The 19,654-nt window shown below is 70.5% G+C and carries 20 protein-coding genes; 9 read left to right on the forward strand and 11 right to left on the reverse strand.

Features of this window, described 5'->3' with window-relative positions; all coding sequences use genetic code 11:
• Positions 1-199: 199 nt before the first annotated feature.
• Genes GPZ80_RS05095 through GPZ80_RS05105 form a run of 3 tightly spaced genes read right to left on the reverse strand, consistent with a single transcriptional unit; the run spans position 200 to position 2,724 of the window.
• Complete coding sequence (locus tag GPZ80_RS05095; RefSeq protein ID WP_187218572.1) at positions 200-1,303, reverse strand: XdhC family protein; 1,104 nt, start codon at positions 1,301-1,303, stop codon at positions 200-202.
• Entirely contained in the window at positions 1,296-2,381 is a 1,086-nt protein-coding gene (locus GPZ80_RS05100) for a vWA domain-containing protein (RefSeq protein ID WP_187218573.1), read from the reverse strand. The genes GPZ80_RS05095 and GPZ80_RS05100 overlap by 8 nt, the downstream gene beginning before the upstream one ends.
• A 34-nt stretch (positions 2,382-2,415) precedes the next feature.
• The gene (locus tag GPZ80_RS05105; protein WP_187218574.1) at positions 2,416-2,724 is read right to left on the reverse strand and encodes a PadR family transcriptional regulator; all 309 of its coding nucleotides are present in this window, start codon (positions 2,722-2,724) and stop codon (positions 2,416-2,418) included.
• A 247-nt stretch (positions 2,725-2,971) separates the two neighbouring features.
• Between GPZ80_RS05105 and GPZ80_RS05110 the strand changes: the two genes are divergently transcribed.
• Positions 2,972-6,859 (forward strand): Pls/PosA family non-ribosomal peptide synthetase, encoded by a 3,888-nt coding sequence (locus tag GPZ80_RS05110; RefSeq protein ID WP_187218575.1) that lies wholly within the window; start codon positions 2,972-2,974, stop codon positions 6,857-6,859.
• Positions 6,860-6,942: 83 nt separating this feature from the next.
• Entirely contained in the window at positions 6,943-8,265 is a 1,323-nt protein-coding gene (locus tag GPZ80_RS05115; protein ID WP_187218576.1) for a M1 family metallopeptidase, read from the forward strand.
• A 127-nt stretch (positions 8,266-8,392) separates the two neighbouring features.
• Here the strand turns inward: GPZ80_RS05115 and GPZ80_RS05120 are convergent, their stop codons facing one another.
• Positions 8,393-9,265 (reverse strand): AAA family ATPase, encoded by an 873-nt coding sequence (locus tag GPZ80_RS05120; protein WP_187218577.1) that lies wholly within the window; start codon positions 9,263-9,265, stop codon positions 8,393-8,395.
• A 100-nt stretch (positions 9,266-9,365) separates the two neighbouring features.
• On the opposite strand from GPZ80_RS05120, the gene GPZ80_RS05125 reads away from it, so the two are divergent.
• Together GPZ80_RS05125 and GPZ80_RS05130 are read left to right on the forward strand one after the other, a co-directional pair.
• Positions 9,366-9,587 carry a PspC domain-containing protein gene (locus GPZ80_RS05125; protein WP_187218578.1) on the forward strand — a complete coding sequence of 74 codons (222 nt, stop codon included), beginning with the start codon at positions 9,366-9,368 and terminating at the stop codon, positions 9,585-9,587.
• An 11-nt stretch (positions 9,588-9,598) separates the two neighbouring features.
• Positions 9,599-9,889 (forward strand): hypothetical protein, encoded by a 291-nt coding sequence (locus GPZ80_RS05130; protein WP_187218579.1) that lies wholly within the window; start codon positions 9,599-9,601, stop codon positions 9,887-9,889.
• Here GPZ80_RS05130 and GPZ80_RS05135 read toward each other — a convergent pair.
• Positions 9,869-10,582, reverse strand: coding sequence for an alpha/beta fold hydrolase (locus tag GPZ80_RS05135; RefSeq protein ID WP_312880122.1), 714 nt, complete (start codon positions 10,580-10,582; stop codon positions 9,869-9,871). The genes GPZ80_RS05130 and GPZ80_RS05135 overlap by 21 nt on opposite strands.
• Positions 10,579-10,872 carry a DUF2516 family protein gene (locus tag GPZ80_RS05140; protein WP_187218580.1) on the reverse strand — a complete coding sequence of 98 codons (294 nt, stop codon included), beginning with the start codon at positions 10,870-10,872 and terminating at the stop codon, positions 10,579-10,581. Before GPZ80_RS05140 ends, GPZ80_RS05135 begins: the two co-directional genes overlap by 4 nt.
• Positions 10,873-11,042: 170 nt before the next feature.
• Here GPZ80_RS05140 and GPZ80_RS05145 point away from each other — a divergent pair, with 170 nt between their 5' ends.
• Positions 11,043-11,498, forward strand: coding sequence for a helix-turn-helix domain-containing protein (locus GPZ80_RS05145; RefSeq protein ID WP_222718861.1), 456 nt, complete (start codon positions 11,043-11,045; stop codon positions 11,496-11,498).
• Positions 11,495-12,157: a hypothetical protein gene (locus tag GPZ80_RS05150; protein ID WP_187218581.1), complete on the forward strand. Its 663-nt coding sequence runs from the start codon at positions 11,495-11,497 to the stop codon at positions 12,155-12,157. Before GPZ80_RS05145 ends, GPZ80_RS05150 begins: the two co-directional genes overlap by 4 nt.
• Positions 12,158-12,220: 63 nt before the next feature.
• On the opposite strand, the gene GPZ80_RS05155 is transcribed toward GPZ80_RS05150, so the two are convergent.
• The 4 genes from GPZ80_RS05155 to GPZ80_RS05170 all read right to left on the reverse strand — a co-directional run bounded on the left by GPZ80_RS05155 (position 12,221) and on the right by GPZ80_RS05170 (position 14,355).
• The gene (locus GPZ80_RS05155; protein ID WP_187218582.1) at positions 12,221-12,742 is read right to left on the reverse strand and encodes a type II toxin-antitoxin system RelE family toxin; all 522 of its coding nucleotides are present in this window, start codon (positions 12,740-12,742) and stop codon (positions 12,221-12,223) included.
• Positions 12,743-12,745: 3 nt separating this feature from the next.
• Positions 12,746-13,054 carry a type II toxin-antitoxin system prevent-host-death family antitoxin gene (locus GPZ80_RS05160; RefSeq protein ID WP_187218583.1) on the reverse strand — a complete coding sequence of 103 codons (309 nt, stop codon included), beginning with the start codon at positions 13,052-13,054 and terminating at the stop codon, positions 12,746-12,748.
• Between the two features lie 327 nt (positions 13,055-13,381).
• Positions 13,382-13,891, reverse strand: a complete 510-nt coding sequence (locus GPZ80_RS05165; RefSeq protein WP_312880150.1) for a P-loop nucleotide/nucleoside kinase family protein — start codon at positions 13,889-13,891, stop codon at positions 13,382-13,384.
• Positions 13,892-14,001: 110 nt separating this feature from the next.
• Positions 14,002-14,355: a TFIIB-type zinc ribbon-containing protein gene (locus GPZ80_RS05170; protein ID WP_187218585.1), complete on the reverse strand. Its 354-nt coding sequence runs from the start codon at positions 14,353-14,355 to the stop codon at positions 14,002-14,004.
• 123 nt (positions 14,356-14,478) lie between these two features.
• Between GPZ80_RS05170 and GPZ80_RS05175 the strand changes: the two genes are divergently transcribed.
• The 3 genes from GPZ80_RS05175 (at position 14,479) to GPZ80_RS05185 (ending at position 18,565) form a co-directional block, all read left to right on the forward strand.
• Complete coding sequence (locus GPZ80_RS05175) at positions 14,479-15,240, forward strand: 3-hydroxybutyrate dehydrogenase (protein ID WP_187218586.1); 762 nt, start codon at positions 14,479-14,481, stop codon at positions 15,238-15,240.
• Between the two features lie 56 nt (positions 15,241-15,296).
• Entirely contained in the window at positions 15,297-16,625 is a 1,329-nt protein-coding gene (locus GPZ80_RS05180; RefSeq protein ID WP_187218587.1) for an MFS transporter, read from the forward strand.
• Positions 16,626-16,696: 71 nt separating this feature from the next.
• Positions 16,697-18,565, forward strand: a complete 1,869-nt coding sequence (locus tag GPZ80_RS05185) for a helix-turn-helix domain-containing protein (RefSeq protein ID WP_187218588.1) — start codon at positions 16,697-16,699, stop codon at positions 18,563-18,565.
• 77 nt (positions 18,566-18,642) lie between these two features.
• On the opposite strand, the gene GPZ80_RS05190 is transcribed toward GPZ80_RS05185, so the two are convergent.
• Complete coding sequence (locus tag GPZ80_RS05190) at positions 18,643-19,587, reverse strand: zinc metalloprotease (protein ID WP_222718863.1); 945 nt, start codon at positions 19,585-19,587, stop codon at positions 18,643-18,645.
• Positions 19,588-19,654: the final 67 nt, after the last annotated feature.

Raw genomic sequence — 19,654 nt, forward strand, 5'->3', positions numbered from 1 at the left:
GTTCTCCCGCCCTCACAACCCCATGGGGCCTGCCTGTGGACAACTCCGCCTGCCGTCACCGGATCGAGTCGCGGGCTACGACATTGCGAACCATCCCACCGGCACCTAAGGGGACCGCGACGGCAGCCGACCACGGTGGCCACCCATCAGCGAGTGTCACAACGCAGGTGACCAAATGTTTAAATTCCGGGGTGGCGGACTAGTGGATGCGGCCGGACAGGTCGGCGAGCCGCTGGCCCTGCCTGCCCCAGCGCAGCGCGATGATCTCGGCCGCGATCGACACCGCCGTCTCCTCCGGGGTGCGGGCACCCAGGTCCAGGCCGATCGGGGACGACAGCGCGGACAGCTCGCTCTCGGTCAGACCGGCTTCGCGGAGCCGGGCCATGCGGTCGTCGTGGGTGCGGCGGGAGCCCATGGCGCCGACGTAGGCGAGCTTGCAGCGCAGCGCGACCTCCAGGACCGGCACGTCGAACTTCGGATCGTGGGTCAGGACCGTGACGACGGTCCGCGAGTCGACCCGGCCCGCCGCCAACTCGGCGGCGAGGTAGCGGTGCGGCCAGTCGACGACGACCTCGTGCGCGCCCGGGAACCGGGTCGTCGTGGCGAAGACCGGGCGGGCGTCGCACACGGTCACGCGGTAGCCGAGGTAGGTGCCGAGCCGGGCCATCGCGGCGGCGAAGTCGATCGCACCGAAGACGAGCATCCGCGGCGGCGGCTCGAAGGAGTTCACGAAGACCGACAGGCCTTCCCCGCGCCGTTCGCCGTCGGTGCCGTAGACCAGCGTCCCGCTGCGGCCACTGGCGAGCAGCCCCCGCGCGTCGTCCGCGATCGCGTCGTCGATTCGGGCCGACCCCGTGGAGCCCGCCACGCGATCCGGCCAGATGACGATCCGCGCGCCCACGAGAGTCGGGTGGGCGACGATGGTCGCCACGGCGACGGGCACCTCGGCGTGGACCGACTCGGCCAGCGCGGCCAGCTCCGGGAAGCTGTCGCGGTCGATCCGCTCGACGTAGATGTCGATGATCCCGCCGCAGGTCAGCCCGACCGCGAAGGCGTCGTCGTCGCTGACCCCGTAGCGCTGCAGGGCGGGCTTCCCCGTCTCCAGCACCTCGCGGCCGACCTCGTACACCGCGCCCTCGACACATCCGCCGGACACGCTCCCGGTCACCGTGCCGTCCGCGGCGACCATCATCGACGCGCCCGCCGAGCGCGGGGCCGAGGAGAAGGTGGCCACGACAGTCCCGACCGCCACCGCCTCGCCTGCTTCGTAGCGACGCATGACCTCGTCGAGCACGTCACGCACGGCGCACCTCCTGGAGCAGACGGTCCAATGTGGCCAGGCTATGTCCCGCCAGCAGGCGGTCGACATGGGGCAGGGCGGCGGCGATCCCGGACTGGACCGGCTCGTACGTCTCGGCGCCCGCGTGCGGGTTCACCCAGAACACCCGGTGCGCGAGCATGCCCAGCCGCGCCATCTGCTCGCCAAGCAGCCTAGGGTCCCCGCGCTCCCAGCCGTCGGAGAACAGGACGACGACGGCTTGGCGGGCGACCCCACGCTGCCCCCAGCGGTCCAGGAACGCCCGGAGGGTCTCGCCGAGTCGGGTCCCGCCCGCGAAGTCCGGCACGGCGCGGGCCGCCGCGGCGAGCGCGAACTCGGGGTCGCGCTGGCGAAGTTGCCGGGTCAGCCGGGTCAGCCGGGTGCCGAGGGTGAACACCTCCACCGGGGACCGCCGGGCCATCGCGTGGGCGAAGCGGAGCAGCGCGTCGGCGTAGGGCGACATCGACCCGGAGACGTCGATCAGCAGGACGATCCGGCGTGGGCGGCTGCGCCTGCGTTTGCGGGCGAGCCGGACGGTCTCACCACCGGCGGCCCGCATCGCGCGAAGCGTGCGGTTGCTGTCGATGGGACCGCGCCGGTCGGGCCGCCACCGCAGCGCCCGGCGCAGTGGCGGGTCGGGCCGCAGCAGGGCGATGAGTTCCCGCAGGTGGGCGCGTTCGGCGGCGGTCAGCTCGGACACGTCGCGGTGGCGCAGGACCTCGGTGTCGCTCGCCGTGCGGTCGAGGTCGCGGGCCTGCGAGGAGGAACCCGCTCCCAGGTCACCCAGCGGACTCAGCCGGCTGCGGCGGATCGCGGGTGGGCCCGGCGTGCGCGGGCGCGCGGTGGCACCGGTGAACCAGGCGTGGAAGGCGGCGTCGTAGCGCGGCAGGTCGTCCGGCTCGCCGCACAGGGTGATCCGGCCCGCCCAGTAGAGCTGCCCGACCTGTGCGGGGTCGAGTTCGGCGACCGCGTCGAGGTAGGCCCGGACCCGGCCCGGGCCGCAGGCCACACCGGCCGCGCGCACCGCGGTGGCGAAGCCGACCAGCCCTGGAAGTGGGTCCACCTGCCCAGTCTGCGCCTAAGTTCTGTCCAGTGAGTCAGGAGGACTGAGCGACCTCGGCGACGAGGCCGGTGAGGACGTCGCGGCAGTCGGCGAGCACCTTCTTGCCGCGCTTGGTGGTCCGGTAGAGCCGCACCCGCCTGCCCTCGGCGACCTCGCCGCGCGACTTCAGCAGGCCCGCCTCCTGCATGCGGTGCAGCAGCGGATAGAGCGTGCCGGGCGAGACGCGGTAGCCGTGGTGGGTGAGTTCGGCGGTCAGCCAGGCGCCGTGCACCTCGTCGTTCGCGGCGTACTGGAGCACGCGCAGCCGCAGCGCGCCGTTCTTGAAGTCCCGGACCACATCCATCGACCCACGATATCGCACTTCGATATCGGAAACCGACTTCATAGTGATCTGGTTCAGCAACAACCTAATGAGTACTGAAATCGTGCTCCGATATCAGCATCCGAGTACTAAATCGTTGACACGACCGTGTGAAGCCCGCCACGCGAAGGGGCTAAGAACGGGCGGAAAGATGGTCACCGGGCGTAAAGTACCCAGGTCACAGCCTCGACGAAAGGTGGAAGATGCGTCTGACCAAGCGGTGCGAGACATGACGCTGGCCGACCACTCCCCACCTCTGCACTACCCGACAGACCCGCTCGCCGACGCCGCTGTGCGCGGGCTGGCCGTGTTCCGCGCCGGACCCGAGAGCGCTCCCCGCACCCTCGTCGAGGTCCTCGACGCCACGGCCGCACTGCACCCGGACGCCTACGCGCTCGACGACGGCACCACTGTCCTCACTTACCGCGAGTTGCTCGCGGAGGTCGACACACTGCGCCGCTCGCTCAACGACGCGGGCATCGGTGTGGGCGACCGGGTCGGCGTGCGTGTTCCCTCCGGCTCGGTCGACCTGTACGTCTCGATCCTGGGCGTCCTCGCGGCGGGCGCCGCCTACGTGCCGGTCGACTTCGACGACCCGCGAGAGCGCGCCGACCTGGTCTTCACCGAGTCCGATGTCGCCGCCGTGCTCGGCGAAGGCCGAGCCCTGACTCCACGCGGGACGCCGCTGGGCCACCTCGGCACGCCGTCGCCCGACGACGACGCCTGGATCATCTTCACCTCGGGCTCGACCGGGAAGCCGAAGGGCGTCGCGGTCAGCCACCGGTCGGCCGCCGCGTTCGTCGACGCCGAAGCCGACCTGTTTCTCCCCGACAAGCCCATCGGCCCCGACGACCGGGTGCTGGCCGGGCTGTCCGTCGCGTTCGACGCCTCCTGCGAGGAGATGTGGCTGGCCTGGCGCAACGGCGCCTGTCTGGTCACGGCGCCCCGTGCGCTCGTGCGGACCGGTGTGGATCTGGGCCCGTGGCTGGTCGAGCGGGAGATCACCGTGGTGTCGACAGTCCCGACGCTGGCCGCGCTCTGGCCGTCCGACGCGCTCGACGACATCCGGCTGCTGATCTTCGGTGGCGAGGCGTGTCCGCCCGAGTTGGCCGAGCGCCTCGCGGTGCCGGGCCGGGAAGTCTGGAACACCTACGGCCCGACCGAGGCGACCGTGGTCGCCTGCGGCGCGCGGATGACCGGCGATGCCCCCGTGCGGATCGGGCTGCCGCTCGACGGCTGGGAGTTGGCCGTGGTCGACGTCGACGGCGCACTGGTACCGATGGGCGGATCCGGCGAACTGGTCATCGGGGGCGCGGGCCTGGCCCGCTACCTCGACCCGGTCAAAGACCAGGAGAAGTTCGCGCCGCTGCCCGCGCTGTCCTGGTCGCGCGCGTACCGCAGCGGCGACCTGGTGAAGGCCGAGCCGGAGGGCCTGCTGTTCCTTGGCCGGGCTGACGAGCAGATCAAGCTCGGCGGCAGGCGCATCGAGCTCGGCGAGGTCGACGCAGCGCTGCGGGCACTGCCGGGGGTCGCGGGAGCGGCCGCCGCCGTGCGCACCACGAAATCCGGAAACCAACTGCTCGTCGGCTACGTCGTGGCGGGCGAGGAATTCGATCAGAGCGCCGCCGTGGAGCGGCTGCGCACCGCGCTCCCCGCCGCCCTCGTGCCGTTGCTCGCGAAGGTCGAAACGCTGCCAACGCGCACGTCCGGCAAGGTCGATCGGGCCGCGCTGCCGTGGCCACTGCCCGCGCTCGACACCAGCGCGGTCGACCTGGAGGCGTTGTCCCCCACCCAGGCCTGGCTGGCCGGGCTGTGGACCGAGCTGCTGGGCATCGGCATCGGCGACCCGGACGCCGACTTCTTCACCCACGGCGGCGGCAGCCTCTCCGCCGCTCAGCTCGTGTCCCGAATCCGCCAGAAGTACCCGACCATCTCGGTGTCCGACGTCTACCAGCACTCCAAGCTGTCCACCCTCGCGAAGCTGATCGACGCCACCGCGGGCAGCGTCCGCAGCGACCGTGTCGTCGCGCCGACACCGCGAAAAGCCCAGGTCATCCAGGTTCTCGCGACGATCCCGATGCTGTCGGTGGTCGGCGCGCGCTGGGTGGTCACGCTCGCCGCGCTGAACAACCTCATCCAGCTCCCCTGGGCGCCCACCGTGTCGTGGTGGCTCGTCTTCGCGGGCTGGCTGGTCTTCCTGAGCCCGTGGGGCCGCATGGCGATCGCCGCGGGAACCGCGCGGACGTTGCTGCGCGGCGTGCGGCCCGGCCGCTACCCGCGCGGGGGCGGCGTGCACCTGCGGCTCTGGGCGGCCGAGCGGATGGTCGAGCTGAGCGGTGCGACCAACCTGGCAGGCGCTCCCTGGATGACGCACTACGCGCGGGCTCTGGGCGCACGCATCGGTGAGGACGTCGACCTGCACTCGCTGCCGCCGGTCACCGGCCTGCTCAAGCTCGGGCGCGGCGCGGCGATCGAGCCGGAGGTCGACCTCTCCGGACACTGGCTCGACGGCGATGTCCTGCACGTCGGCCGCATCCGGGTCGACGCGGACGCGACAGTGGGGTCACGCAGCACGCTGTTCCCGGGGGCGCGGATCGGCAAGCGCGCCGAGGTCGCGCCTGGTTCCGGCGTCCAAGGATCGGTGCCGATGGGCCAGCAGTGGTCCGGGTCGCCCGCGAGCCGCACGGGCAAGGCGTCGCACCGCGCGACCCGCCCGCCACGACGGAAGCGCTGGGTCGCGGCGTACGCGGTGGCGTCGTTCGCCCTGAGCCTGTTGCCGGTGATCGCCGCGGTGCCCGCGCTGCTGATTCTCTCGTCGTTCGTCTCCGGCACGGCGACGCTCGGCGCGGCGCTCGGGCAGGCGCTGCTCGCGGTCGCCCCCGCGACGGTGTCGTGGCTGGTGGCGTACGCCCTGCTGATCCTGGTCTCGGTCCGGACGCTGAGCATCGGCCTGCGGGAAGGCCGCCACCCGGTGCACAGCCGGATCGCGTGGCAGGCCTGGGCGACCGAGCGGCTGATGGGGATCGCGCGGGTCGGGCTCTATCCGCTCTACGCGAGCCAGCTGACCCCGGTCTGGCTGCGCGCGCTGGGCATGAAGGTCGGCCGCGGCGTCGAGGCGTCCACGGTGCTGGCGCTGCCCAGCCTGACCACGATCGACGACGGCGCGTTCCTGGCCGACGACACCATGATCGGGTCCTACGAGCTCGGCGGCGGCTGGCTGCGGATCGCGCACGCGCGGGTCGGGAAACGGGCGTTCTTGGGCAACTCCGGCATGACCGCACCCGGGCGCAAGGTGCCCAAGCGCGGCCTTGTCGGCGTGCTGTCGTCCACGCCGAAGAAGGCCAAGGCGGGCTCGTCCTACCTGGGCATGCCGCCGATGAAGCTGCCGCGCACGGTCGAGACGGGCGACGAGAGCACGACCTTCGACCCGCCTGCCCGGTTGAAGATCGCTCGGGGACTGGTCGAGCTGTGCCGGATCGTGCCGGTGATGGCGTCGCTGGCGCTCGCGGTGCTGGTGGCGGCCGGGTTCGAGGCGCTCGCCGCTTCGACTGGGTTCGGTGTGGCTTTGGCGCTGAGCGGGGTGTTGCTCTTCGGGGCAGGGATCGCCGCGTGTGCCGTCGCCGTGGTGGCGAAGTGGATCCTCGTGGGCCGGTTCACGGCGATCGAGCGTCCGCTGTGGAGCGGGTTCGTGTGGCGCGACGAGCTGGCGGACACGTTCGTGGAGATGCTCGCGGTGCCGTGGTTCGCCACCTCGGCGCAGGGCACGCCGCTGCTGAACGTGTGGCTGCGCGGGCTGGGCGCCAAGGTCGGCCGCGGCGCGTGGGTCGAGACGTACTGGCTGCCCGAGTACGACCTGGTCCGCATCGGCGACGGCGCCACCGTCAACCGGGGCTGTGTGCTGCAGACCCACCTGTTCCACGACCGGATCATGAGCATGTCGGCGGTGGCCGTCGGCGACGGCGGCACGCTCGGTCCGCACGGCATCGTGCTGCCCGGCGCGTCGATCGGTGACCAGGCCACCGTGGGTCCGGCGTCGCTGGTCATGCGGGGTGAGTCGGTGCCCGACGGCAGCCGCTGGCTGGGCAACCCGATCGCGGCGTGGCCCGGCTGCTGTTGAATGGGTCTAGTGAGCGAGCTTGCGAGCGAACCATCGACACAGTGCCTTCGCGAGTGGAGCCACCGAACCTGTGAGGTGGCCGCATGAGCGCCAAGGCTGACGCTGGGGAGCCCGGCGCGACGACGTCGGCCGACGCATACCTCCCGCAGCACGGCAACGGCGGCTATCGGGTCACGCACTATGACCTCGAACTGGATTACCGGGTCGGTCCGGGCAGGCTGGACGGACTGGCCCGGCTCACCCTGGCCCCCACGCACGCGCTGAGCAGGTTCAGTCTCGACTTCGGCAAGCTGCGGGTCACCAAGGTGACCGTCGGGGGCAAGGCGGCCCGCTACGCCCAGCGCGGCTCGAAGCTGCACGTCACGCCCGCGCGTCCACTGCCCGCGGTGAGCCCGGTGCTGGTGGAGGTGCGCTACGTCGGCTCACCCGAGCCGGTCGCGACCGTGTGGGGCGAGTTGGGCTGGGACTACCTCGACGACGGGGTGATCGTGGCGAGCCAGCCGATCGGGTCTCCGTCGTGGTTCCCGTGCAACGACCACCCCAGCGACAAGGCCACGTACCGGATCGCGGTGACCGTGGCGTCGCCGTACCAGGTGGTGGCGAACGGGGTGCTGGAGTCGCGGCGGACCTCGGCGTCGACGACCACCTGGGTGTACCGGCTGGCCCAGCCGACTTCCGCGTACCTGATCAGTGTCCAGATCGGACGGTACGCGCTCAGCGAAGCCGGGACCGTGCATGCGGCGGTGCCCGCCCGGCTGGTGGTGCCGTTCCAGCACGACTTCGGCAGGCAGCCGAAGATGCTCGCGGAGTTCGACGCGATGTTCGGCCCGTACCCGTTCGACCGCTACGGCGTGGTGATCGTCGACGCGGAGCTGGACGCGCCGGTCGAGGCGCAGGCGCTGTCGATCTTCGGCTCGAACCACGTCGACGGCAGGCGCGGGTCGGAGAACCTGGTGGCGCACGAGCTCGCGCACCAGTGGTTCGGCAACAGCCTCACCGTCGCCGAGTGGCGGCACATCTGGCTCAACGAGGGCTTCGCCACCTACGCGGAATGGCTGTGGTCGGAGGTGTCCGGCGGCGACAGCGCCGACGCCCATGCGCGCCGGTCCTGGCGGGAAACCGTTGTGCAGCCACAAGATCTACGACTCGCCGATCCCGGCGCACAGAGGATCTTCGACGACCGCGTGTATTCGCGCGGCGCCATGACCTTGCACGCGCTGCGACTTCGTTTGGGGGACAGCGCTTTCTTCGCCCTGCTGCGCGAGTGGACCTCCACTCACGAGCACGGCGTGGTGACCACTGAGGCGTTCACGACAATGGCGCAGCGGCACACGCCGTGGCCGTTGACCGAGCTGTTCGCCCGATGGCTGTTCGACACGATTCTGCCGCCGCTGCCGACCAAGTAGCAGCCAAGGGATAAGCGGAGCCGCTTCACCGAGCGGCTCCGCTCCACATCCCATCCGACGCCGCCACTCGTCGTCCGGGCCGGCCTGGGTCAATGGTGCGCCGGCGGGTGCGGTGAACGCGAGCGATTTAGCGCGAGAGCAGCGCGTCGAGCCCGGCGGCGACGACCCGATCGGCGTCCTCCCGGTACTTGAGGACCGCGCCGAGGGTGACGGCCGCGCTCGCCGCGTCGAGTTCCGTGCGGTTCAGCGCGAGCAGCGCCTGCGCCCAGTCGATCGACTCCGCCACACCGGGCGGCTTCAGCAGCTCCGCCGACCGCAGTCGCCGAACCGCGGACGCGACCTGTGTGGACAGACGCTCGCCGATGCCCGGCACCCGGCGGCGCAGGATGGCCACCTCCCGGGCCAGGTCCGGGTGTTCCAGCCAGTGGTAGAGGCAGCGCCGCTTGAGCGCGTCGTGGACCTCGCGGGTGCGGTTGGACGTGAGGATCACCAGGGGCGGAACGGAAGCGCGGATCTCGCCGAGCTCCGGGATGGTGACCGCGTTCTCGCTGAGGACCTCCAGCAGGAACGCCTCGAACTCGTCGTCGGCCCGGTCGACCTCGTCCACCAGGAGCACGCACGGCGCTTCCTCCAGCGCCCGCAGCAGCGGCCGGGCGAGCAGGAAACGGCGGCTGTACAGCGACTTCTCCGCCTCGTCCGGGTCGAGCCGCCCGGGGGACGCGGCCTCCAGGGCCCGCAGGTGCAGGAGTTGGCGGGGAAAGTCCCAGTCGTAGAGGGCCTGGGTGGCGTCGATGCCCTCGTGGCACTGCAGGCGGATCAGCTCAAGGCCCAGTGCCTCGGCCAGCGCGGTGGCCAGCGACGTCTTCCCGGTGCCGGGCTCGCCTTCGCAGAACAGCGGGCGGCCCATCCGCATGGCGAGGAAGGCCGCGGTGGCCAAACCCTCGTCGGCCAGGTAGCCGACACGGTCGAGTGCGGCGGCGACGTCCCGCGGCTGCTCCATCCAGCCACAGTATCCGCGCGCGCACCCGGAGACGACCCCGAGACGAAAACCAGGGTCGTTCCCCGATGTCCGGGCGGCCGTGGTCGAGCAACCTTGAGGTATGACGAACTACAGCGATGCAGACACCAAGACCACCCGCACGCTGCGCCGCAGCCGGACCGACAAGATGGTCGCCGGTGTGTGTGGCGGTGTCGCGAAGACGCTCGGTATCGACGCCGCCCTGGTGCGGATCGGACTCGTCGTGGCGACGATCCTCGGGTTCGGCACCGGCGTGCTGATCTACCTGGCCTGCTGGATCCTGATGCCCGAGGAAGCCGCCTAAGCTCTGCAGGCGTGACCGATCGGACGGGAACCACCAAAGCACTGGTCCTGATCGCGTCCGGCGTGCTGTTCGCGACGGCCGGAGTGGTGTGCTTCCTCGTCGCGCTCTTCGCGCCCACCATGCGCGGCCGGCCGTACTCGGGGGCGGTCGCGTTCATGGCGATCACGGTGCTCACCGTGGCTTTGGCGATCTTCCTGACGCTGCGCGGGCGAACCCCTCAGCGGGTGGTCCTCGGCGGCTGCGCGACGCTGCTGATCGGGTCGGCCGTGGCGGTGGGAACGCTATTGGTGCTGATCACCTAGGAAGCCGGTCAACAGCGCCCGGATCTCCTTGCGGTGCGTGACCAGCGGATACGCCGACGGCAGCACCTCAAGTCGGGAGTTCGGGAAGGCCTCTGCGGCCTCCTGCGCGACGCAGAGCGGGTGCAGGGGGTCGTCCTTGGCGGCGATGATCAGGACTTGCGCCCGGACTTGGCGCAGCGTCTCAGGGGCCGGCACCGGCACCTGGGTCGCGACGGCGTGCAGGGCGGGGCCCAGACGCATGAGGGCGTCGGCGCGGTCTTCGAGGTAGGAGCCCGCGCCGGGGAGGACGCCCAGCAGGTCGCGCAGGCGGGCGCGGTCACCGGAGTCGACCGCGGCGGCCATCGCCTCGACCAGGTGCGCGTTGGTCCGTGGTCGCGACAGGGCGGCGGGGAACATCAGGACGATCCGGTCGAAGCGGTCGGGCTCGGCGCTGACCAGCGCGGACAGCGCGGCGGCGCCGAGCGAGACGCCGACGGCCTGGGGTGCGTCGATCTGGCCGATGACCTTGGCCAGCGTCGGATAGGTCCAGTAGTCGGCAGGCGGGTCAGGGGCGTCGGCGTGACCGGGGAGGGTCAGCACGATTCGGGTGCCCGGCAGGCCGGAAGCCGGGATGCGCGCCTCGCCCGCGGTGGCCCCGAGACCGGGGACGACCAGGGTGACCGGATCACCGGACCCGTAGGCCCGGCGGATCACCAGCGGGGGCCGCGCTGGACCTCGATCAGCTTTGGGCGCACGTCCACCAGGTACACGAGCGCGGCGACCAGGCCCGCCATCCAGAAGATCCAGCCTCTGCCCGCGAAGCTGAACAACAGCAGCGCGACCGTGGACGCGCCCGTGATGCCGACCCAGGCCATCTTGGTCATGCGGTCGGCGGCGGAATAGGCGTCCGGTCGCTGCATCAGCGCGTGGACGAGCGCGAACACACCGACGGGCACGGCGGCCCAGTCGATGATTCGCAAGATCCAAAAAGCGGTCTCCGGCACGTGCCCAGCCTACGTGCGAAACCGTCCGCTTCACCACATGCGTGTCCGTTAGCGCTTCGCGCCAGTTGGGTAACCCGTAGTTGTGACAGACCGCACGGTCCGGTTGCAAGCAGAGTGCTTGCAATTGCTAGCGGTAGCGCGTAGCGTCGGAACTGTCACAAGGAGGCTGGATGGACGAGGTCGGAACCGGCGAGGCCAGGGCGATCGACAAGGTCGCCGACCTCGGACGCGACATCGGTGAGTACATCAAGCACCAGCGCAACTCGGCGAAGATCTCGCTGCGTCAGCTCTCGAAGCTCGCTGGTGTGTCCAACCCGTACCTCAGCCAGATCGAACGTGGTCTGCGCAAGCCCAGTGCCGAGATCTTGCAGCAGATAGCCAAGGGGCTTCGGATTTCCGCCGAGGCGCTCTACGTCCAGGCGGGGATCCTCGATCTTCCGGCGGGCGGACCCGTGGTCGACGCCGTGCGGGCAGCCGACGAGCTGACCGAGCGGCAGAAGCAAGTCCTGCTTGACATCTATGAGTCATTCCGGCGCGAGAACGCCAACCAGTCCACAGTGGAGGGGTCTGATGTGGACGACGAAACCCCCAAGACGGACCCCACCTCAAGGAGTGAACCCGCATGACCAAGAGCACTGACGTCCGCAAGGCAGGCGAGCAGGCCGCCGCCGCGGTGAACACCGCCGTCGAGCAGGTCCGCACCCCGCTGCTGGCCGCCCTGGGCGCCGGTGACCTGGCCGCCAAGGCCGTCGCCGACGCGGTGAACAAGGCCAAGGTGCGCGCCGAGTCCACCAAGACCGCCGCCGCCGACCTCCCGACCGAGCTCTCCGGCCTGCGCGAGAAGCTGGACCCGGCCGAGCTGCGCAAGCTGGTCGACGAGTACACCGAGGCCGCGGTGAAGCTGTACCAGAAGCTGGCCGACCAGGGCGAGGACGCGCTGGACAAGCTCAAGGCGCAGCCGCAGGTCAAGAAGGTCGTCGAGCAGCTCGAGGAGGCCATCGAGGCCGCCCAGCAGCGCGCCGGCGACGCGGCGGGCGACGCCCGCGCCCTGGCCGAGGACATCCTGGCCAAGGTGACCCGCAAGACCCGCTCGGTCGGCGAGAAGACCGCCGTGCGCACCCAGAAGATCGCCGCCGAGGTCGCGGAGGCCATCGAGGAGGCCGGTGACGAGGCCGCTTCGGAGGTCCGCAGCACCACCCGCCGCGTGGCGAACAAGACGGCCCCGGCCCGCAAGCCGGCTGCCCGCAAGACCACCACGGCTTCCACCACGAAGACCACCAAGTAAATCCCCCGACGGCGAGGCCCCGGTTCGAGAAATCGAACCGGGGCCTTGACGTATGTCAGGGGGTCAGTCGCGGGGCGAGGTCATGAACGTCTCCCAGAGGCGCACTGCCTGCTCAAGGTCCAGCGCGGCAACGCGTTCCGCCGCAATCCCGGCGCTGTGCATAAGCCGTTCCGCGAGCCAGTCCGGCACCGGCTCAGCTTGGCGGACTTCCTCGACGATCGTGTCTCCCGCCAGCCGACCGAGCCTGTTGATCACGTCGACGAGCCGCACGAGTGCCGGTTTCTCGTTCGAGATCTCCGCGACCCTTGAGGTTGCCTCCGCATAGACCTCGGCGTCCGACCTGACACCCACGCACCACACTTCGCATACCTCGATCGCGCCTGATTCATCGACGCGATAGACGACGCGCCAGTGGTTTCGGCCGACCACGAGCTTGCGGAAGCCGGTCAGTTTTCCGCCGAGGGGCACGCCTACCTCGGGGTTGTCGAACAAGAGCTGGATCTTCTTGAGCACCCTTGGCGCCACATCGGGCCCCAGCCGACGCAGGTCATCAATGGCGGCGTCGGTGAATACGACATCCGGCATGGATCAGTCGTCGTCCTGGATCGCGGCGAGCGACTCACGGGTGTGCCCGAAGGCGGCCAAGACCTCGTCAAAGGAAGTGCGACGCCCGCTGTCAGTGACTGAACGGGCGAGCACGAGCGCCAGGTCGCGAAGATCCTCGGCCGCATCCTCGATCTCGGCGAGGCGATCAACACTGACGACCGCCGCCACCCGGCGATGATGGCGGGTGACCACCAAGGCCCCACCGTGCTCGGCATCCGCGACGAGACCGGCGACGCCACGTCTGCTGGCTTCAGTCACCGTGATCTCGCGCGCGTGCTTCAGTGCGGCCATGGGCCAACTGTACAGAAATCTACACAGATTATCCACTGGCGATCCCGGTGCCACGGCCACCGAGTAGTGCCGATGACCGCCCGGACCACAACAAAGCCCCCACCCACCTCGGGGGGCTGCCCTTGGCGAGTCTATCGGGGGGTGGGGTGCGTGGGGTGGGTGTGCGGAACGCTGTGGATAACAGGCCCGAGATTGTGGATAACCTTGGGACTGTTGTTGACAGCGGGGTGGAAACTGTGGGCAACCAGCGAAAATGGCTGTGGACAGGCTGGGAGCACACCTGTGGGTAACTGGGGTGGGTCTGTGGACAACTCCGGCCCGGGTCGATCACGGGAGGCGTGCGAGCAGCCAATCGGCGACCGCGGCCGTCGTTTCCTCGACGGTGGCGGTGGTGGTGTCCAGCAGGTCCATCGGCGGTGAGGTGCTCGCCGCGTTCTTCTTGATCCAGGTGTTGAAGTCCAGCATGTCGGTGATCCGCTGCTCGTTGTCCCAGCCGCGCCAGGCCGGGCGGGCGCGCAGACGTTTGCTGAGGACGTCGTCGTCGGCTACCAGGGACAGGTAGTGGATCTCCGAAAACAGGACGCGCTCGGGGCGGCGTTCCAGTTGTGGGGGCGCGACGGTTCCGCACAGGACGACCGGGCGACCGCTCTGGTGGATGGTGGCCGCCATGCGCAGCCAGATCCGCCGGAAGGAGGCGTAGTCGTCGTCGGGCTCGTGGAGGGCGCCGACCCACAGGAGGTCCTGCTCAAGCACGACCGCGCGGTCGCCGAGCAGCTTCGTGAGACCCCGGCAGACCGTCGACTTGCCCGTCCCGCTTGGTCCGGTCACGGCGAACATCGGGAGCCGCCGGAACGGCTCCCGATGCCCACATCGCGCACAGACGAGGACGGAGTCTTCGACCGCGGGCGCGTCGGCCCACTCACCGCAGGCCGCGCAGATCATCGGGTTCAGTCGAAGAGCTCTTCGAGGAAGCTCTTGCGCTTCTTCTTGTAGTGACCGCCGTGCCCGCCGTAACCGGCGTGGCCGTACCCGGGGGGCGAGTCACGGTAGCCGGGAGGCGAATCCCGGTGCCCGTACGCCGGTGCGGGAGGCGGGTAGTGCTGTGCGGGCGGCACATGCGGGGCAGGCGCACCCTGGTAAGGCGGCGGTGCCGCGGCTGTCGTGTATCGCTGCTCGGCACCGACGATCTGCTCGAGCTCGCCGCGGTCCAGGAAGATCCCGCGGCAGCCGTCGCACTGGTCGATGTGGATGCCGAGACGATCCACCGTACGCATCGGGTTCTGACACTTCGGACAAATCACGTCGCCAGCCTACGCAAAGTGGCATGCCCGTGTCCGCATAGCTTGATCAGACACCCGAACGTGCCGGTTTGTGGCCTGCCCGCACATGGTTCGCCCGACGCGCCGAACCTAACGTCGCCACCCATGAGCAGTGATCCCCTTCACCTCCTCGACGGTCGCTCCGCGCTGGTCACCGGCGGGGCGAGCGGGATCGGCCGGGCGTGCGCACGGGTGCTGGCGGCGGCGGGCGCGAAGGTGCATGTCGTCGACCGGGACCAGCCCGGCGCCGAACTGGTCGCCGCCGAGGTCGGCGGTTGGGCACACGGGGTGGACCTGTCCGACCCCGACGCGCTCGACACGCTGCCGACCGACGTCGATGTCCTGGTGAACAACGCCGGGCTGCAGCACGTGGCCGCCCTGCACGAGTTCCCGCCGGAGCGGTTCGACCTGATCCAGCGGGTCATGGTGACCGCGCCGTTCCTGCTGATCCGCCGGTCCCTGCCGCACATGTACGCCCGCGGCTGGGGCCGGATCGTGAACATCTCCAGCGTCCACGGCCTGCGGGCCAGCGCGTTCAAGTCCGCCTACGTGGCGGCCAAGCACGGGCTGGAGGGGCTCTCGAAGGTCGCCGCCATCGAGGGCGCCCCGCACAGCGTGACCAGCAACTGCGTCAGCCCCGGCTACGTGCGGACCCCGCTGGTGCAGAACCAGATCGACGCCCAGGCCCGCGAGCACGGGATCGGCGCCGACGAGGTCGTCGAGCGGGTGCTGCTGCACCGCGCGCCGGTCAAGCGGCTGATCGAGCCCGAGGACGTGGCCGAACTCGTGCTCTGGCTCTGCGGCCCACATTCCGGCCACCTGACCGGGGCCTCGGTCCCGGTCGACGGTGGCTGGACCGCGACCTGAGCCGGCCTGATCCTCGCAGTCCTCATCCCCCAGCCTCCCCGAAAGAGGTGTCTCCCTTGGCATCCGACAAGTCGTTCGTGCGCATCGTGAGCGCGAGTCTCATCGGCACGACCATCGAGTGGTACGACTTCTTCCTCTACACCTCCGCCGCGGCCCTGGTTTTCAACAAGCTGTTCTTCCCCAACACCGACCCGCTGACCGGGACGCTGCTGGCGTTCCTCACCTACGCGATCGGATTCCTGGCCCGGCCCATCGGCGGGCTGGTGTTCGGCCACTTCGGTGACAAGATCGGCCGCAAGCAACTGCTCGTGGTGAGCCTGCTGCTGATGGGCGGCTCGACCTTCGCCATGGGCCTGCTGCCCACCTACGCCGCCATCGGCGTGGGCGCGCCGATCCTGCTGACGCTGCTGCGGCTGATCCAGGGCTTCGCGCTGGGCGGCGAGTGGGGCGGCGCGGTGCTGATCGTCTCCGAGCACGGCGACGACAAGCGGCGCGGGTTCTGGGCGTCGTGGCCGCAGTGCGGCGCGCCGGGCGGGAACCTGCTGGCCACCGCCGTTCTCGCGGTGCTCGCCGCGGTGCAGACCGACGAGGCGTTCATGTCCTACGGCTGGCGGATCCCGTTCCTGCTCTCCGGTGTCCTCGTGGTGATCGGCCTGTGGATCCGGCTCACCGTCACCGAGTCGCCGGTGTTCCTCGCCGCGCAGGCGAAGGCCGCGGAGCGCGAGGAGAAGCACGTCCCGGTGGTCGAGGTGTTCCGCGGCCACTGGCGTCGGGTGCTGATCGCCATCGGCGCGCGCATGGCCGAGAACGTGTCGTACTACGTGATCACCGCGTTCATCCTGGTGTACGTCACCACCGGCCTGGGCATGGCCAAGGGCGTCGGGCTCAACGCGGTGCTGGTCGGGTCGGCCGTGCACTTCATCTCGATCCCCTTGTGGGGTGCTCTTTCCGACCGGATCGGCCGCAGGCCGGTGTACCTGATCGGCGCGGTGAGCATGGCGGTGTGGAGCTTCGCGTTCTTCGCGCTGCTGGACACCAAGTCGCCCGCGACCATCATCCTGGCCGCCACCGTGGGCCTGGTCCTGCACGGCGCGATGTACGGGCCGCAGGCCGCGTTCTTCGCCGAACAGTTCCCGACGCACGTGCGCTACACGGGCATGTCGGTCGGCAGCCAGCTCTCGTCGATCGCCGCGGGCGCGGTGGCGCCGCTGATCGCGGTCGCTCTGTTCCGGGAGTACAACAGCACCATCCCGGTGTCGCTGTACGTGGTCGCGATGTGCGTGATCACCACGATCGCGGTCCTCGCGGCCCGCGAGTCCAAGGGCGAGTCGCTGGGTGAGCGGGCAGGCGGCACGGCCCGCGAGCCGGCTCCGAGCGCGTCCTGACCAGCCCCGGGGCCATCCGCCACCACGGGTGGCCCCGGGGTTTCCACTCGGGGATTGCATGAGGTGCGACGATGGCGATCGTGATGGCCGACGACGCCGTGCGCACGCTGCTCGACCTGCTCGCCCGCGGGGCGAGCGGGGACCAACTGGCGCAGGTGGCCGCCACCGCGCGGGCCTCGGGCCTCGACGGGGCGGAGCTCGCGCTGGTCGAGCAGGCCGCCGAGAACGCGCTCCGGGTGCGCCACACGGTCGCTGAGCACCGACGGCGCGAAGCCGAGCTCACCGCGCTGTTCGACACCGCGAGCGATCTCGCCCGGCTGCGCGACACCGACGCGGTGCTGCGGTCGATCGTGCACCGGGCGCGGATGCTGCTCGGCGTGGACGTCTCCTACCTGTCGATGAACGACGAAGTCGCCTGCCGCACGTACATGCGGGTCACCGACGGCTCGGTGTCGGCGCTGTTCCAGCAGGTCACGCTGGCGATGGGCGAGGGTCTCGGCGGGCTCGTCGCGCAGACCGCCCGGCCCTACGCGACCCGTGACTACTTCGCCGACGAGCGCTTCCGGCACACGAACCCGATCGACACCTCCGTGCGCGACGAGGGTCTGGCGGCGATCCTGGGTGTGCCGCTTCTGTTGGGCAGCAAGGTGATCGGCGTCCTCTACGCCGCCGACCGGACGCCGCGGGACTTCGCCGCGGAGGAGGTCGCGCTGCTGGCCTCGTTGGCCGACCACGCGGCGATCGCCATCGACAACGCCCACCTGCTCGACGAGACCCGGCTCGCGCTCGCGGATCTCAACAGCGCCAACGAGACGATCAGCGCGCACAACGCCGCCATGCGCCGCGCGGAGGAGGCCCACGACAAGCTGATGGACGTCGTGCTGCGCGGCGGCGACGTCCCCGATGTGGCCGCCGCGGTCGCGGAAGTGCTGCACGGCGGCATCGCCGTGTACGACGCCGCGGGAGTCGAGCTGGCCCGGGTCGGTGCGGGCTCGGCTCGGCTGTCGGTGAAAGCCGTCGGCAAGTCCCGCTCTTCCGGGCGCGCGGTGTCCACTCAGGACAACTGGGTGTGCGCGGTGCACGCGGGACAGGAGCTGCTGGGCAGTCTCGTGCTCACCGGCAGGCCCGAGTTGGCCGACGCCGACCGACGCCTGTTCGAACGCGCGGGCGTGGTGACGGCGCTGCTGCTGATGCTGCGCCGGTCGGTGGCCCAGGCCGAGGACGAGGTCCGCGGCGAGCTGCTGACCGACCTGCTCACCGCCCCCGACCGCAACCCGGGCGCCCTTCTCGCCCGCGGCAGGCGATTGGGCGTCGACCTGACCGAGCCGCACGCGGTGCTGGTGGCCACCGCCGACCAGGTTCCGCGACGACGCCTGGCACTCGCCGCCGCGCGCTACGGCGCACTGGTCGGTGTGCACGCCGACCAGGTCGTCGTGCTGAGCCGGGAGGCCGCGCCGGGGAAGCTGGCGGCGCGGATGGCGACCACCCTGGGGTCCACTTTGGACACCGCCGTCACGGTCGGCGCCGCGGGTCCGGTGGCGGGCGTCAGCGCCCTGGTCGAGGCGCACGCGGAGGCGGCGAGGTGCCTGCGGTCGCTGCTCGCGCTCGGGCGGTCCGGACAGGGCGGGTCGATGGCGGACCTGGGTTTCGTCGGCCTGCTGCTTGGCGAGGCGACGGATCTGGACGCGTACGTGCGGTCCACGCTCGGCCCGGTCCTGGCCTACGACGAGCGCCGGGGCACGGAGCTGCTGCGAACCCTGCGGGCGTACTTCGCCAGCGGCTCGAACCTCACCAAGGCCAAGGATGTGCTGCACGTGCACGTGAACACGGTGGTGCAGCGGATGGAGCGGATCGGCTCGCTGCTCGGCGAGGACTGGCAGAGCCCGGAACGTTCCCTGGAGATCCGACTGGCCCTGCGGTTGCACGACGTCATGCCTTAGACAGCCCAAAGGGGCCCGTCCAAGGACGAGCCCCTTCGGCAACGACCGGCTGCCTCACACAGCCTGCCGTCAGAGCCTTACTTGCCTGCGCGGTAGGCGGCCCAGGCGTCGGACATGCGGGTCGACTGACCCGGGGTGAACTGGTTGTAGCAGTCGTCGTAGGAGTAGTCCATGTAGTTGTGGATCGGGTCCAGGCCGGGCAGCGAGCAGGAGTCGCGACCCTCCGGGCAGCCCGACGTCGAGCTGGACTGCGCCGGGGTGTCGGCGACCGAGTCGTTGGTCGTGGTGCAGCCACCCTGGAAGGTGTGCCACAGTCCCATCCAGTGACCGGCCTCATGGGTCAGCGTCTTGCCCAGGTTGAAGTTCGTGGCGCTGCCACCGGGGACGCTGGTGTAGTCGATCACGACGCCGTCGAGGGTCGGGTTGCTGCTGTAGCTCGACGGGAAGTAGGCCCAACCCAGACCGCCGATGTCGGCCGACCAGACGTTGAGGGTGCTCGCGCCGCCGACGCGGGTCGCGGCCTTCATCTCCTTCTCGACCCTGGAGCGGTCCAGCCTGGTGAACCAGGTGTTGTTCGACCAGCGCTTGGTCTCCTGCAGGGTGAAGGTGAAGCCGGTGTTCGCGGCGACACCCGGGGCCTCGGCGCCCGCGAAGCCGTCGTTGAGGACCTTGATCTGCTGCGCCACGGTCGCGTCGGACATCGAGCCGACACCGCCGTTGCCGGTGATGATGTGGAACACGACCGGGATGGTCGCGCCCGCCGAGTAGGCGCCGTTCGCCTTCATCGACGCGACCTGGAAGCGCAGCCGGCGGTTGACCCGCTCGGCCTCTTCCTGCGTGATCTCGTTGCGCTCCACGCCGGGGGCGGTGCCCGGCTTGACGCGGTCGGAGGAAAGCGGGCCCGCGCACAGTTCCGGGCGAAGGGCGACGGCGGAACCACCGGTCTCGGCGACGGCACCGCCGGCGAGGGTCAGGCCACCGAGCGCGAGCGTCGCCGCGAGCATCACGGTGCGCGCACGCATAGAACGATCCTGAGTCATATGTCCTCCATGCAGGGGAGTGGGACTTCAGGATCCTCACCGGGGGCGC

Origin of the sequence: Actinokineospora xionganensis, assembly GCF_014323725.1 — a bacterium.
GTDB lineage: Bacteria > Actinomycetota > Actinomycetes > Mycobacteriales > Pseudonocardiaceae > Actinokineospora > Actinokineospora xionganensis.